11 protein-coding genes and 1 pseudogene are annotated in these 13365 nt (G+C 66.7%); 7 read left to right on the top strand and 5 right to left on the bottom strand.

Annotation, left to right across the window (positions count from 1 at the left end; all coding sequences use genetic code 11):
• Nucleotides 1-10 precede the first annotated feature (10 nt).
• Complete coding sequence (gene katE / locus F0357_RS19820) at nt 11-2137, top strand: catalase (RefSeq protein ID WP_153488344.1); 2127 nt, start codon at nt 11-13, stop codon at nt 2135-2137.
• Between the two features lie 82 nt (nt 2138-2219).
• Here the strand turns inward: katE and F0357_RS19815 are convergent, their stop codons facing one another.
• Complete coding sequence (locus tag F0357_RS19815; protein WP_153488340.1) at nt 2220-2981, bottom strand: SDR family NAD(P)-dependent oxidoreductase; 762 nt, start codon at nt 2979-2981, stop codon at nt 2220-2222.
• A gap of 103 nt (nt 2982-3084) precedes the next feature.
• Here F0357_RS19815 and F0357_RS19810 point away from each other — a divergent pair, with 103 nt between their 5' ends.
• Nucleotides 3085-3972 (top strand): LysR family transcriptional regulator, encoded by an 888-nt coding sequence (locus tag F0357_RS19810; protein ID WP_153488337.1) that lies wholly within the window; start codon nt 3085-3087, stop codon nt 3970-3972.
• Nucleotides 3973-4106: 134 nt separating this feature from the next.
• Here F0357_RS19810 and F0357_RS19805 read toward each other — a convergent pair.
• Nucleotides 4107-5124: pseudogene (locus F0357_RS19805) on the bottom strand (IS30 family transposase).
• A 17-nt stretch (nt 5125-5141) separates the two neighbouring features.
• Here F0357_RS19805 and F0357_RS24240 point away from each other — a divergent pair.
• Nucleotides 5142-5330 (top strand): hypothetical protein, encoded by a 189-nt coding sequence (locus tag F0357_RS24240; RefSeq protein ID WP_208948493.1) that lies wholly within the window; start codon nt 5142-5144, stop codon nt 5328-5330.
• A 125-nt stretch (nt 5331-5455) separates the two neighbouring features.
• On the opposite strand, the gene F0357_RS19800 is transcribed toward F0357_RS24240, so the two are convergent.
• The 3 genes from F0357_RS19800 to F0357_RS19790 are packed head-to-tail and all read right to left on the bottom strand — an operon-like array spanning nt 5456 to nt 10375.
• The gene (locus F0357_RS19800) at nt 5456-5989 is read right to left on the bottom strand and encodes a GNAT family N-acetyltransferase (protein WP_153488334.1); all 534 of its coding nucleotides are present in this window, start codon (nt 5987-5989) and stop codon (nt 5456-5458) included.
• A gap of 57 nt (nt 5990-6046) precedes the next feature.
• The gene (locus F0357_RS19795; RefSeq protein ID WP_153488330.1) at nt 6047-9169 is read right to left on the bottom strand and encodes a multidrug efflux RND transporter permease subunit; all 3123 of its coding nucleotides are present in this window, start codon (nt 9167-9169) and stop codon (nt 6047-6049) included.
• A gap of 12 nt (nt 9170-9181) precedes the next feature.
• Complete coding sequence (locus F0357_RS19790) at nt 9182-10375, bottom strand: efflux RND transporter periplasmic adaptor subunit (RefSeq protein WP_153488326.1); 1194 nt, start codon at nt 10373-10375, stop codon at nt 9182-9184.
• A gap of 153 nt (nt 10376-10528) precedes the next feature.
• On the opposite strand from F0357_RS19790, the gene F0357_RS19785 reads away from it, so the two are divergent.
• The 4 genes from F0357_RS19785 to F0357_RS19770 all read left to right on the top strand — a co-directional run bounded on the left by F0357_RS19785 (nt 10529) and on the right by F0357_RS19770 (nt 13310).
• Nucleotides 10529-11212, top strand: a complete 684-nt coding sequence (locus tag F0357_RS19785) for a response regulator (protein ID WP_153488321.1) — start codon at nt 10529-10531, stop codon at nt 11210-11212.
• Nucleotides 11213-11233: 21 nt separating this feature from the next.
• Nucleotides 11234-12298 carry an ATP-binding protein gene (locus F0357_RS19780; RefSeq protein WP_153488317.1) on the top strand — a complete coding sequence of 355 codons (1065 nt, stop codon included), beginning with the start codon at nt 11234-11236 and terminating at the stop codon, nt 12296-12298.
• Nucleotides 12299-12385: 87 nt separating this feature from the next.
• Nucleotides 12386-13051, top strand: a complete 666-nt coding sequence (locus F0357_RS19775) for a hypothetical protein (protein WP_153488312.1) — start codon at nt 12386-12388, stop codon at nt 13049-13051.
• The gene (locus tag F0357_RS19770; RefSeq protein ID WP_153488308.1) at nt 12966-13310 is read left to right on the top strand and encodes a hypothetical protein; all 345 of its coding nucleotides are present in this window, start codon (nt 12966-12968) and stop codon (nt 13308-13310) included. Before F0357_RS19775 ends, F0357_RS19770 begins: the two co-directional genes overlap by 86 nt.
• The last annotated feature ends 55 nt before the right edge of the window (nt 13311-13365 follow it).

The raw sequence follows: 13365 nt of genomic DNA, 5'->3' as shown, positions 1-13365 counted from the left end.
GCGCACGCCCATGGCACGCAAGACCAAGCCAGCGACACCCAAGACGGCGACACCGAAGACGGCGACGATCCACGATCAGACCTTACTCCTCGGCCAAGGCGGCGAACTGCATCAGATCGCGGCGGAAGGCACCCCGGTTCTGACCACCGCCCAGGGCGGGCCGGTCGCCGACGATCAGAACGCGCTCAGGATAGGAGCCCGGGGCCCCAGCCTCCTCGAAGACTTCCACTTCCGCGAGAAGATTTTCCATTTCGATCACGAGCGCATTCCCGAGCGCGTCGTCCATGCCCGCGGCTACGGCGCCCATGGCTATTTCGAAACGTACGAGTCCCTCGCGCGCTATACCCGCGCCGACGTCTTTCAGCGCGCCGGCGAGAAAACCCCGGCCTTCGTGCGCTTCTCGACCGTCGCGGGTTCCAAGGGCTCGTTCGACCTCGCCCGGGACGTGCGTGGCTTCGCGGTGAAGATCTATACGAAGGAGGGCAACTGGGACCTCGTCGGCAACAACATCCCGGTTTTCTTCATTCAGGATGCGATCAAGTTTCCGGACTTGATCCACTCGGTCAAGCCGGAGCCGGACCGCGCCTTCCCCCAGGCGCAATCGGCCCACGACAATTTTTGGGACTTCATCTCGCTCACCCCGGAATCGATGCACATGATCATGTGGGTCATGTCCGATCGGGCGATCCCGCGGTCGTTCCGCTTCATGGAAGGCTTCGGCGTCCACACGTTCCGCTTCCTGAACGAAAGCGACGACTCGACCTTCGTGAAGTTCCTCTGGAAGCCGAAGCTCGGCCTGCAATCGGTGGTTTGGAACGAGGCCGTGAAGATCAACGGCGCCGATCCCGACTTTCACCGGCGCGACCTTTGGGACGCAGTCCAGTCCGGCAATTTCCCGGAATGGGAGCTTCGCGTCCAAGTGTTCGACCAGGACTTCGCCGATCAGTTCGCTTTCGACGTGCTCGACCCGACCAAGATCATCCCCGAGGAGGTGCTGCCCCCCATCCCGGTCGGACGCCTCGTTCTCGACCGGATGCCGGACAATTTCTTCGCCGAGACCGAGCAAGTCGCGTTCATGACGCAGAACGTGCCGCCGGGCATCGATTTCTCCAACGATCCCCTGCTGCAGGGCCGCAACTTCTCCTATCTCGACACCCAATTGAAGCGCCTCGGCAGCCCGAACTTCACTCACCTGCCGATCAACGCCCCCAAATGCCCGTTCGCTCATTTCCAGCAGGACGGCCACATGGCGATGCGCAATCCGGCGGGGCGCACGAACTACCAGCCGAACTCCCGGGGCGACGGCCCGCGGGAGGATCCCGTCCGCGGCTTCCGTACATTTCCGGAAGAGATCGCAGCGCCCAAGGCGCGCCTGCGGGCCGAGAGCTTCGCCGACCATTATAGTCAGGCCCGCCAGTTCTTCGTCAGCCAGACGGTGACCGAGCAGAAGCACATCGCCATGGCGCTGACTTTCGAGCTCAGCAAATGCGAGGATCCGGTCATCCGCGAGCGGATGGTCGCCCATCTCCTCAACATCGACGAGGGGCTCGCCGCCACCGTGGCCGACAAGCTCGGGTTCGACGAGCTGCCGCAGCCCGCCGATGCGGCGGTCGAGCCGCGCGACGATCTGCCCCCATCGCCGGCCCTCAGCATCATCGAGAACGGGCCACCGAGCTTCGCCGGGCGCAAGGTCGGCGTCCTCGTCAGCGACGGTTGCGACGGGGCCTTGCTTCAGCGCCTCGAGGCTGCGCTCGCACGAGAAGGGGCGACGATGGAGGTGGTGGCGCCGAAGGTCGGCGGCGCCGAGGCAGCGGATGGCACGAAGATCCCTGCCAAGCACATGATCGACGGGGCGCCGTCCGTGCTGTTCGACGCGGTGGCCCTGGTCGTCTCCGAGGAGGGCGCGGAGCGCCTGACGGGGGAGGCGGCCGCCCGCGATTTCGTGGCCGACGCGTTCGCCCATTGCAAGTTCATCGCCTTCTCGGCCGCGGCGCTGCCGCTGCTCGCGAAGGCCGGGGTCGAGGCCGACGCCGACGAAGGTCTTATCGATCTGGAGGACGGCGCGTCGGCCGGGACGTTCGTCGAGCGGTGTCGAGCCTTGCGCCTCTGGGCCCGCGAATTCGCCGTGAAGCTCTAGCCCGCGCGCGCGACGCGGCGCGAGCCATCGGGATCGCGCCAGCCCGGCGGCGTCCGAGGGGAGGCGAGGGCGTTGCCCCCTTCTAAAGCCGAATGCCGCCGAGCGTGAAGCCGCCGTCGATGGTGATCTCCTGGCCGGTGACGAACGCGGCATCCTCGGACAACAACCACGCGACGGTGCCGGCGATATCCTCCGGCCGCCCGTTGCGACCGAGCGGGGTGTGGGCGGCAAGCCGGGCCGCGAACGCGGCATCGAGATTCTCCTCGGCCATGCGGGTGAAGATGATGCCCGGATTGATGGCATTCACCCGGATGCCGCGCGCGCCTTCCTCGACGGCGAGCGTGCGCATCAGAGACAGAAGGGCGCCTTTGGTGCTGGCGTAGGCGCCGATCATGGGCATCACGCCGGCCGCCGTCCAAGAGGCGTTGATGAGGATCGCACCGCCGTCGAGATGGGGCAGGCATTGCCGCACCACGAAGAAGGTTCCCTTCAGGTTGGTCGCGATGAGATCATCGAAGTCGCGGCCGGTCGTCTGGCGCATCGGCTTGAAGGTGCCAAGTTCGCCGGCATTGGCGAAGAGACCGTCGAGACGGCCGAACCGAACGATGCTCTCGTCGACGGCGGCGGCAACAGCGTCTTCTTGCGTGATGTCGCAGGGGAGGGCGATCGCCTCGCCGCCCTCCCCAGCCAAGGTTGCGGCGAGCTCCCGCAGCGGCTCGGCGCGGCGCCCGAGCAGGGCGAGGCGAGCGCCCTCCGCGGCAAGCCGCAGGGCCGCCGCGCGCCCCATGCCGGTCCCGGCCCCGGTGATCAGAACGGTCTTGTCGGCGAATCGCGCCTTGGTCATGTCGTGGCTCCGAGGGGGGTGAAAGGATGTCGGGACATTGATTGAGCCTTGCCGGCCTGTTAATTCCAGATTTCCTGGCATCATTTCAAAGCTCGGCTTTTGAATGGATCTCTTTCGGGCCATGCGAACCTTCATCTCCGTCGTGGAGGCTGGCTCGATGAGCGCGGCAGCGCCGCGGCTCGGCCTCACTTCGGCGATGGTCGGTCAGCACATCGCCGCGCTTGAGGACCGCCTTGGGACACGGCTGATCAACCGGACCACCCGGCGCCAGAGCCTGACGGAATTCGGCGCGAGCTATCTCGATCAGTGCCGCGACATCCTCGAACGCGTCGCCCTGTCGGATCAGGAGGCGGAGACCGTGCGCCGGGTGCCGAGCGGCCTGTTGCGCATCACCGCGCCCGTGACGTTCGGCTCCGAGGTCCTGATGGCCTCGCTCGAGCCGTATCGGACAGCGGCACCGGATGTGATCCTCGACATCGTGCTGACCGATCGGAATGTCGATCTCATCGAGGAGGGGTTCGACGTCGCCTTCCGCATCGCGACGCCGCCCGATGGGCGGCTGATCGCGCGCCGGCTGACCGCCTACCGCATGGCGCTCTGCGCCGCGCCGGGCTATCTCGCGCGGGCGGGCATACCAAGCCACCCGAGCGATCTGGCGCACCACGAGGCCGTTCTGTTCACCCCGGCCGCCCGCGCGCCGTGGCGTCTCACCCGCGCCGGCGAGGTCGTCGAGGTGACGCCACGCGCGGCCGTTCGCGTCAACAGCGGCCAAGCCTTGCGCGTTGCCGCGCAGGCCGGGCTCGGCATCATTCTGCAGCCGCTGATGTTGATCGGCCCGGATCTCGCGGCCGGACGCCTCGCTCAGGTGCTGCCGGACTGGAACCCCGGCGAGCGGACGGTGTCGCTGCTCTATTACCGCGACCGCCGCATGACGCCCCGGCTGTCGAGCTTCATCAGCTTTGCGATGACCGCATTTGCCGATCGCGGCTGAAACGTGCTTGGACCGCAGCAACAGCAAAACTGCGCAGAAAAGCAGTCCTCGCACTTGTCAGGGAAACAACATTGAGATGCGCCATTCGCACTTGGCGGGCAGATTCCAGGTTGAATGCAACGCTCATTAGAGAGCTATACGCGTTCCAATTCCACAGCCGACAGATGCCGGCGAAAGGTCTCCCTCGGTGTCTGGAACCCCAGACATTTGCGTGGCGTGTCGTTGAGCCGTTCGCAGAGTTTGCGGATGTCCTGATCAGTCACATCCAGCACGATAGTGTCTGGCGGCAGGTAGCGCCGGACGCGCTTGTTGGTGTTCTCGACAGTGCCTTTTTGCCAGGGCGCTTGCGGGTCGCAGAACCACGCTGCCGCTCCCATTCCGCTCTCCAGTTCACGCCATGAGACGAACTCGAGGCCTCGATCAAACGTCAGGCTTCGTCGGGCTTGCGCGGGCAGGGGCGACAGATGGTAGATCAATTGGCTCATGATCGGCTTCGACCGCCTGTCATTGTTGCGGAACAGAACAGTATAGCGGCTCTTGCGTTCAATGACCGTGGCGACGTTGGCGGAGCCGTGTTCCTTTCTGAAGATCATTAGATCCGCTTCCCAATGGCCGAATTCGCTCCGGGAGTTAATGACATCGGGTCTGTTGCGAATGGCGCATTCGATTGGAAAGATGAGATTTCTCGGCTTACGAGCGTATCTCGGCCTCCGCTTCCTTCGCCGCTCAGGCAGGCAGATACTGGGCCAACTGCTGATCCCGGCCCTCGCGAGAATAGACGTACTGATAGATCGTCTCGTGGCTCAATCTGGCAGACGAACCACCGGCAAGCCTCAGCCGTCCGGAAATCTGCTCCGGCGACCAGCCGCTCTTCAGCCGATCCACGACCGCTGCGCAAAGCTCGGGATGACGCAGCAGCTTGCGGTACTTGCGACGCCGATCCGCAGCCATGTCATGCGCCGTCAGATGCCAGTAGCCCTCGGCAATCGGAACTTCGGGGTCGTGCCAGAAATTGCGTCGCAGCTCCCGGCAGATCGTCGAGCGGTCCCGGCGCAGCGTACGGGCAATCTCGGCTTGCGTGCTCTTCTCGCCATGCATCCGCGCGACGACGCGGCGTTCCTCCAAACTCAGATGCACAAAGGAGCGGGCCATTCCATCCTCCTGAGATCATGACCATTTATGCCTTCGTTGCATTTGAAAATGGAATCTGCCCCGCCTACAGCTTTCGTTCAGATAATCTTTGTTATGGAACGCTCGCGGCGCTTTCGACAAATTCCGACGCCCGCGTCGATCTCGTCGCCTGCGTCGCATCCAGGCTTAATCGGCAATGGCTTCGGGCCGCGATCCCGCCGTCTTGACGAAAGACACACCCGAGGAGACGTCGCCATTCCGACCCTGCCGTGATCGGCATGCTAGGCACCGGTGTCGAGAGTGGCCGCCTGCCTGCCGGTCGAAGGGGTTGCCCCGCTTCGGTCCCGTCGGATCACATGCGCTTTTCGAAGCGGAACATGCCCCCGAGCTCCGGCCAGCTCGGATCTTCAGGATGATGCGGATCGGGGTGGCGGGAATTGTAATATTCGACGATGCGGAAGCCGCAGACGTTCACGTAGAAGTGGATGTTGCGCTTCTCGAAATGAGGGGTGTGGGTGATCCACACCTTGGTGAGGGGGTAGGCCTCCTCGATCGCGGTCCATGCCTTGCGGCCGAGACCGCGGCCGCTTTCGCCGGCGTTGACGAAGAAGAAATCGAGCGCGTTGTGCTGGGTCTCGGCGTCGATCGAGACGACGGCGCCGCCCACCCACGCGCCGTCCTCCAGAACGCGCAGGACGACGGCGTTGGGCGCCTCGAACAAGGCGGTCACGTCCTCCTCGGAGGGGACCGGCCCGTCGCCCAAGATGCCGAACTCTTCGATCACGGCGATGGCGAAGGCTTCCTGAAGCGTCGCGACGAAGTGGGGCCGATCGTCCTCGGCGGCGACATCGAGGGTGACGCGGCGTTCGGTCCGTGAGGCTGTCATCCGATCATTCCTGTCCAGAAAAGGCGGGCCTTGCGGCCGGCAGGGCGCGCGCCGCGGTCATTCCCCGGCCGGAGCGGCCGCAGCCGGGCCCGCGACCGCAGCCTTTCGGCCCGCGAGCCGCATGACGACGACGAAGAACACGGGCACGAAGACCACGCCCAGCAGCGTGGCCGAGATCATGCCGCCGAAGAGACCGGTGCCGAGCGCGTTCTGCGTTTCGGAACTCGGGCCTTTGGCGATGACCAGGGGCAGGATGCCGAGGGTGAAGGCGAGCGAGGTCATGAAAATGGGGCGCAGCCGCAGCCGGGCCGCCTCGATGGTCGCGTCGCGCAGCGACCGCCCCTCCCCGCGCAGCTTGCGGGCGAATTCGACGATCAGGACGGCGTTCTTCGCCGAAAGGCCGATCAAGGCGATCAAGCCCACCTTGAAGAACACGTCGTTCTCGAGGCCGCGCAGGGACACCGCCGCGACGGCGCCGATGACCCCGAGCGGCACGACGAGCATGACCGACAACGGGATCGCCCAGCTTTCGTAGAGGGCGGCCAGGACCAGGAACACGACGACTACGGAGAAGACGGCGAGCAGCGGCGCCTCAGCGCCCGACTGGCGCTCTTGGAGTGACTGGCCCGTCCATTCCACCGAGAAGCCGGCGGGAAGCCCGGCGGCGATCCGTTCGATCTCGGCCATGGCGGTGCCGCTCGACACCCCGGGCGCGGCCTCGCCCGACAGGCTCAGCGAGGGGTAGCCGTTGTAGCGGTTGAGCTGCAGCGGGCTGACAGACCATTGCGGCGTCACCACTTCGGACAGCGGGACCATTCCGCCCTTGTCGTTGCGGACATAGAGCTTCAGCACGTCCTCGACCTGCATGCGGTCCTTCGCCTCCGCCTGCACGATGACCTGCTGGAGGCTCCCCGCACGCGGAAAGTCGTTGACGTAGGTCGAGCCCATCGCAGAGCCGAGCATATCGCTGATGGCCGAGAAGGAGACCCCGAGCGCACCGGCCTTCTGGCGGTCGACGGAGAGCTTGACGCTCGGCCCGTCGGGCAGGCCGTCGACCCGCACGCTGCGCAGGAGCGGGCTTCGGCCGGCGCGTGCGACCAGCGTTTCCGACGCCGCCCGCAAGGCGCCCGGGTCGCGGCCGGCGCGGTCGACGAGCCGCAGCGAGACGCCCGAGGTCGTGCCCAGTTCGTCGATGGCCGGCGGCTTCATGACGAGTACCTCCCCTTCGGTCGCCTCCTGCATCGCCCGTTCGGCGGCGAGCATCTCCTCACCCGTGCTGCCCTTGCGAGCGTCGAAATCGCGCAGCGTCGTGAACGCCATCGCCGTGTTCGCGCCGGAGCCTGAGAAGCCGAAGCCCATGATCGAGAGATTGTTGGCGATGTCGGGACGCGCCACGATGTGGCGGTCGAAGCGTTCCACGAGCGCCCGGGTCCGCTCGGCGGTGGCATCGGCCGGCAGCGTGAAGGACGTCATGAACGTCCCCTGGTCCTCGTCCGGCACGAAGGCGGTCGGCAGCCTGTCGTAGCTCACGAGCAGGGCCCCGACGAGAGCGCCGTAGATCAGCATGACGCGGGCGGGCCGCGACAGCAGCCGTCCGACCCACGTCGTATAGCGTCCCGTCAGTCCCTCGAAGCCGCGGTTGAACCAGGCGAAAAAGCCCCTGCGCCGCCGATGGTGGACAACCGGCTTGAGGATCGTCGCACACAGGGCCGGCGTCAGACTGAGCGCCAGGAAGGCCGAGAACAGGATCGACGTCGCGAGCGAGACCGTGAACTGTCGGTAGATCGCACCGACCGATCCGCCGGCAAGCCCCATCGGCAGGAACACCGCCGTCAGAACGAGCGTGATGCCGACCACGGCGCCAGTGATCTCGTGCATGGCCCGTCGCGAAGCATCACGCGGCGACAGGCCCTCCGTCGCCATCAGCCGCTCGACATTTTCGACGACCACGATCGCGTCGTCGACGATGATGCCGATCGCCAGCACCATGCCGAACATCGTCAGCACGTTGATCGAATAGCCGATGGCCCACATCACCGCGAAGGTGCCGAGCAGGGCGATCGGGGCGACGATGGCCGGGATCAGCGTGTAGCGGATGTTCTGGAGGAACAAGAGCATGATCAGGAACACCAGCGCCATCGCCTCGGCCAGCGTCTGCACGACCTTCGAGATCGAGAGCTTCACGAACGGCGCGGTGTCGTAGGAGACGGCATAGGCGACGCCCTCGGGCATCGACGGCGCGAGTCCGGCGAGACGGGCCTTGACGCCGTCCGAGGTCGAGACGGCATTGGCCCCGGGCGCGAGTTGGATCGCAGCCGCGGTGCCGAGCTTTCCGCCGTCGAAGATGGAGAAGCCCATCGTCTGGGCGCCGATCTCGACCCTGGCGACATCGCCCAGCGTCAGCTTGGAGCCGTCCGGGTTGGAGCGCAGCACGATGGCGGCGAACGCCTCGGGCGTCTTCAATTGCCCGTCGAGACTGAGGGGAACACTGACCATCTGTCCGGGCGTGGCGGGCGCCTCGCCCAGGCGGCCGGGCGCGACCGGAACGTTCTGGGCCTGGATCGCCTGCACCACCTCCGCCATCGAGACCGAGTAGGAGACGAGCCGGGCCGGATCGATCCAGACGCGCATCGCCGCCTCAGATCCGAACGACTGGACGCGGCCGACGCCGGGCACCCGCCGGAGTTCCGGCGCGAGCTGGCGCACGAGGTAGTCCTCGAGCGCCCGGGAATCGGCCCTTCCGCTCTCGGAGCGCAGGGAGACGATCATCAGGAATCCCGACGTCACCCCCTCGACGGAGAGCCCGGTGCGGCGAACGCTCTCGGGCAGGCGCTGCTCGACCGCCTTCAGGCGGTTCTGGACGTCGATCTGGGCGAGCTCGGGGTCGGTGCCGGGCTTGAAGGTGACGGTGATGCTCGCGGTGCCCGAAGAGTCCGCCGTCGAATCGAAATACAAAACGTTCTTCACCGACGCGAGCTCGCGCTCGATCGGCACCGTGATGCTGTCGTTGATGGTTTGCGGGCTGGCCCCGGTGTAGGTGGCGCTGATGACGATGCTCGGCGGCGCGATGACCGGAAAGCGCGAGACCGGCAGTTGCGGGATCGCGACGAGACCGGCGAGCACGATGAAGATCGCGATGACCCAGGCGAAGACGGGCCGCTCGATGAAGAAGTGGGGCATCACGCGGGCTCCTCAGGTTTCGCTGTGGGGCTTGGCGGGCTCGTAACGAACGAGCTCCAGCGGCTGCCCGCCTTCCGTGCGCGCCTGCCCCTGGACGACCACGGTCTCGCCGGCCTTCAGGCCCGATAGGACGACATATTGGCGATCGACCAGTGCCCCGAGTTCGACGTCGCGGTTGGCGACCGTCTTGTCGTCGACGAGGATCGTGAGGTACGGCCGCCCCGATCCAGCCCGGCGGACGGCCTCCTGCGGCACCGTCAACGCATCGGCATAGATCGCGCGCGGGACCTTGGCCCGCAGATACATGCCGGGTAGCAATTGACGGTCCGGATTGGGCACCTCGACGCGCATGGCGATGCTGCCCGTGCCGGGATCGACTGTGCTTTCGGAGAACAGCACCCTCCCCTCGAACGCGTAGGGTTTGCCGGTGATGGTCAGGATGTTGACCGGCAGGGCGCCGGCGTCCTCACTCCGCCCCGTCTCCAGCATCTCCTCCAGCAGTTCCCGACCCATCGAGGGCTGGCGCACATCGAGATAGACGCGGTCGATCTGCTGGACGACGGCGAGCGGCGTCTGGGCGCCGACGGACGCCAGGCTCCCTTCGGTGACGAGGGCTTGCCCGATGCGACCCGCGATGGGGCTGCGGATGGTTGCGTGCGCACGCTCCAGTTCGCGGCGCGTTAAGTTGGCCTTGGCCTCGGCGACGCTTGCCCGCGCTTGCGCCAGCGTGGCCGTCGCATCGCCGAGCGCAGCGGGGCTCGCGATCCGCGCCGCCGCGAGTGCCTCAACCCGCTTATGCTTGGCGGTCGCATTGAAGAGATCCGCCTCCCCCCGGGCCAGGATTGCGGCCGCTGCTTCGACGTCGGCGGCGAACGGCGCGGCATCGATCTGGAACAGCGGCTGGTCGGCCGCGACCTCAGTACCTTCGGTGAAGAGCACCTTCTGGATGATGCCGTTGACCTGGGGACGTATCTCCGCCGTCCGACGGGCCGACACGCGCCCCGGCAGCTCGTCATAGACGACCACGCGGCGGGGCAGTACCGTCTGCACGGCAATCCGAACGGGCGCACCCAGCGCGTCCGTCGGGGCCTCGGCACCGTCCGCCTTCGAACCGTCCGCCCCGTCCTTGCAGGCCGACAGAAGCAGAGCCCCGACCACAACGACCGCATAGGCAAAAGTGGGATAAAGACGCATCGTCGCGGCCATCCTTCGTGGTCCTCCGCCGCCCGGCGGGGGCGTCTCCTTATCGATCCGCCGGGTGGATGCTGTGTGGAGGCTGTGTGGAGGCCGGATGGAGAGAGGCCGAGAGCGCTCGACGTGATCCGCGCCGGATGGCATCCCTTGTCGAAGGAGACCGTCATGCCAGCCCTGGTTCTGATTGCCGAAGACGACGACGAGATTTCAACGATCCTGGACGCCTACCTGGCCCGAGAGGGATTTCGGACGGTCCAGGCGCGCGACGGCCGCACGGCGATCGACCTGCACCTCGCGCTGAAGCCGGACCTCGTCCTGCTCGACGTCTCGATGCCACGGCTCGACGGATGGGAGGTCTTGGCGGAGCTGCGGCGTCGGGGAAACACGCCGGCCATCATGATCACCGCGCTCGACAAGGACATCGATCGATTGCAGGGCCTGCGCATCGGGGCTGACGACTACGTCGTCAAGCCCTTCAACCCGATCGAGGTCGTCGCTCGCGCCAAGGCCGTCCTGCGCCGCTCCGGCCTTGCGACCACGGCGGGCATCCTGCGGGTTGGACCTCTCACCATCGATCTCGACGCCTACCAGGCGCGTTTCGGGGTAGGTGACGAGGAGGTCCAACTCATGTTGACGCTGACGGAATTCCGCATCCTCGCCCATATGGCGCGAAGCCCCGCCAAGGTCTTCACGAGAAGCGAACTGCTCGACGCCTGTCTGCCGGGCTCCGACGCCCTCGACCGCACGGTCGACAGCCACGTCAGCAAGCTGCGCAAGAAGCTCGAGCAAGCGGGTGGCGCGGGCCTGATGCCGGGCGTGCGCGGCATCGGCTACCGGTTGTCGGCCTGACGGATGGGACCGCGCGCCGGATTGAGCCGGCAGATCCTCATCGCCATGTCGGCCATTACCGTGACGGCGGGGTTTCTGGTCTTCTTCGGAACCTATTTCGCCTACACGGTGATCATTGCGCTCTATCCCCTTCCTGATGACGACGGCTGGCCGACCTCGATCGACTTCATGATCCTGGGCGTTCTGATCCTCATCACCCTGCCGATCGCGGCTTTCGTCTCGCTGCGTCTGGCGCGCCGGATCCTGAAGCCGCTCGAATCGCTCGCGCTCAGCGCGCGGCAGATCACGGCCGGCGACCTGACGGCCCGGGCGACCACCGGCGACCGGGCCCTCGGCGAGACCGCAGCCCTGATCGACGATTTCAACACGATGGCGCAACGCCTGCAGGACATGGCCGCCGACATGGCCCTGTGGAACGCCACGATCGCGCATGAGCTGCGCACGCCGTTGACCATCCTCAAGGGACGCCTCCAGGGCATGATCGATGGGGTGTTCAAGCCGGACGAACGCTCGCTGCAGGGGCTGATCCTGCAGGTCGACGGCCTGGCGCGGCTGGTCGAGGACCTGCGGACGGTGACACTCGCCGATAGCGGCCATCTGGAGCTGCACATCAAGCCCGTTCGCCTCGCGTCGGAGATCGCGCAGATGGCGGAGCTGATCGTCCACGACCTGCGGGCCAACGGCTTCCGCCTGGAACTCGACCTTGCCGATCTCGTGGTCGAGGCGGATGCGACGCGCATTCGCCAGGCGCTGCTCGCCCTCGTCACCAACGCGCGGCGCTATGCCGTGCGCGGCACGATCACGATCCGCCTCGCCGAGGCCGACGGCGATGTCGTCCTCGGCGTTGCCGACGAGGGGCCGGGACTGACGCCGGAGATGGAGACCCGGGTGTTCGACCCGTTCGCGCGGGGCGATCCCGCCCGTTCGCGGGAGTTCGGCGGCAACGGGCTGGGCCTCTCCGTCGTGCGCGCCATCATCGAGGCACATGGCGGCCGTCTTCGCTACCGGCGCACGCCCCGGAGCGGTGCCCTGTTCGAAATGATTTTCGCGAAGACGAAGCGGTCCCTCGCCGCACACGAGGCATGACGGGATCGCGGCCCCACCCGGGAGGAGATCGATCTCGCCCTCAAGCTCTTGGACGCGCTGCTCATCCGCGCAACCAGAGGCTAAATCATGCGGCTGTGCGTCCTTGACCTCGATGGCTCCGTGGCCGCGCAGCCGCCCCTCCTCGCGCGTCTCGCCGGTGGTGCGGGCCGCAGCGCGGCCCTGCGCGACCTCGCCCCGCGCTTGCGCCTCGCGGCCTCCCGTTCCGCCGTGGCAAGCCTTCTGCAGAGACTGGACCGGTTGCTCGCCGGCGGCCACGGGCCGGAGGTGATCTTCTACGGCTCCGGCGACTTCCATCATCTGACCGCCGCCTTCCTGATGCGGCGGGCGAAGCCGATCACGGTGATCCATCTCGACAATCACCCCGACTGGGTGACCTTCCCGGCGACCCTCAATTGCGGCGCGTGGGTGAACCGGGCGCTGGAGAACCCCAACGTCGTCAAGGTCATCACCATCGGACCGTGCAGCGACGACCTGGCGTGGCCCCAACTGAAGGGCGGCAATCTCGCCGCCATCGCCGCGGGCCGTCTGGAGGTCTATCCCTGGCACCATCCGCCTTCGCGCCTGGTGCCGTTCCTGCCGCGCCCGCAAGCGCTGCCGACGGTCGGCCATCGTCTGCACTGGCAGACGGGTTGGCGGCGACGCCTGGATGGGCTTCCTCGACGATCTCAGCCGCCGCATTCCGACCCACGACGTCTGGATCACCCTCGACAAGGACGTCTTTGCCCCCGCTGACGCGGTGACGAACTGGGATCAGGGCGAGATGCGTCTGGCTCATGCCGCCGCGCTGATCCGGACCGTCGCGTCGCGTCATGCGGTGGTCGGCGTCGATGTGTGCGGCGACTACTCGCCCCCACGGTTCACCGATCCCTGGCGGCGCACGCTGGCCTTTCTCGACCGGTCGTGCCGTCCACCGGTGACGCGGCCCCATCATGGGCTGAATGCCGACACCAATGCGCGCTTGCTGCGGCTGTTCGACGAAGTGCTCGCCTGAGCACCGCCCCCTTCTAGCACCCTTTGCGCCTCTGCCTTCCCTCACGTCCTCAGGT

Origin of the sequence: Segnochrobactrum spirostomi (assembly GCF_009600605.1) — a bacterium.
In the GTDB taxonomy this organism is placed as follows: Bacteria; Pseudomonadota; Alphaproteobacteria; order Rhizobiales; family Segnochrobactraceae; genus Segnochrobactrum; species Segnochrobactrum spirostomi.
The sequence above is the reverse complement of the archived record's forward strand: the minus strand, read 5'-3'. Positions and strand labels throughout refer to the sequence as shown.

Bases quoted from the DNA above. Each gene is read 5' to 3' on its own strand.
- katE (WP_153488344.1), top strand. From the start codon at position 11: ATGGCACGCAAGACCAAGCCAGCGACACCCAAGACGGCGACACCGAAG.
- F0357_RS19815 (WP_153488340.1), bottom strand. From the start codon at position 2,981: ATGACCAAGGCGCGATTCGCCGACAAGACCGTTCTGATCACCGGGGCC.
- F0357_RS19810 (WP_153488337.1), top strand. From the start codon at position 3,085: ATGGATCTCTTTCGGGCCATGCGAACCTTCATCTCCGTCGTGGAGGCT.
- F0357_RS24240 (WP_208948493.1), top strand. From the start codon at position 5,142: ATGACCATTTATGCCTTCGTTGCATTTGAAAATGGAATCTGCCCCGCC.
- F0357_RS19800 (WP_153488334.1), bottom strand. From the start codon at position 5,989: ATGACAGCCTCACGGACCGAACGCCGCGTCACCCTCGATGTCGCCGCC.
- F0357_RS19795 (WP_153488330.1), bottom strand. From the start codon at position 9,169: ATGCCCCACTTCTTCATCGAGCGGCCCGTCTTCGCCTGGGTCATCGCG.
- F0357_RS19790 (WP_153488326.1), bottom strand. From the start codon at position 10,375: ATGGCCGCGACGATGCGTCTTTATCCCACTTTTGCCTATGCGGTCGTT.
- F0357_RS19785 (WP_153488321.1), top strand. From the start codon at position 10,529: ATGCCAGCCCTGGTTCTGATTGCCGAAGACGACGACGAGATTTCAACG.
- F0357_RS19775 (WP_153488312.1), top strand. From the start codon at position 12,386: ATGCGGCTGTGCGTCCTTGACCTCGATGGCTCCGTGGCCGCGCAGCCG.
- F0357_RS19770 (WP_153488308.1), top strand. From the start codon at position 12,966: ATGGGCTTCCTCGACGATCTCAGCCGCCGCATTCCGACCCACGACGTC.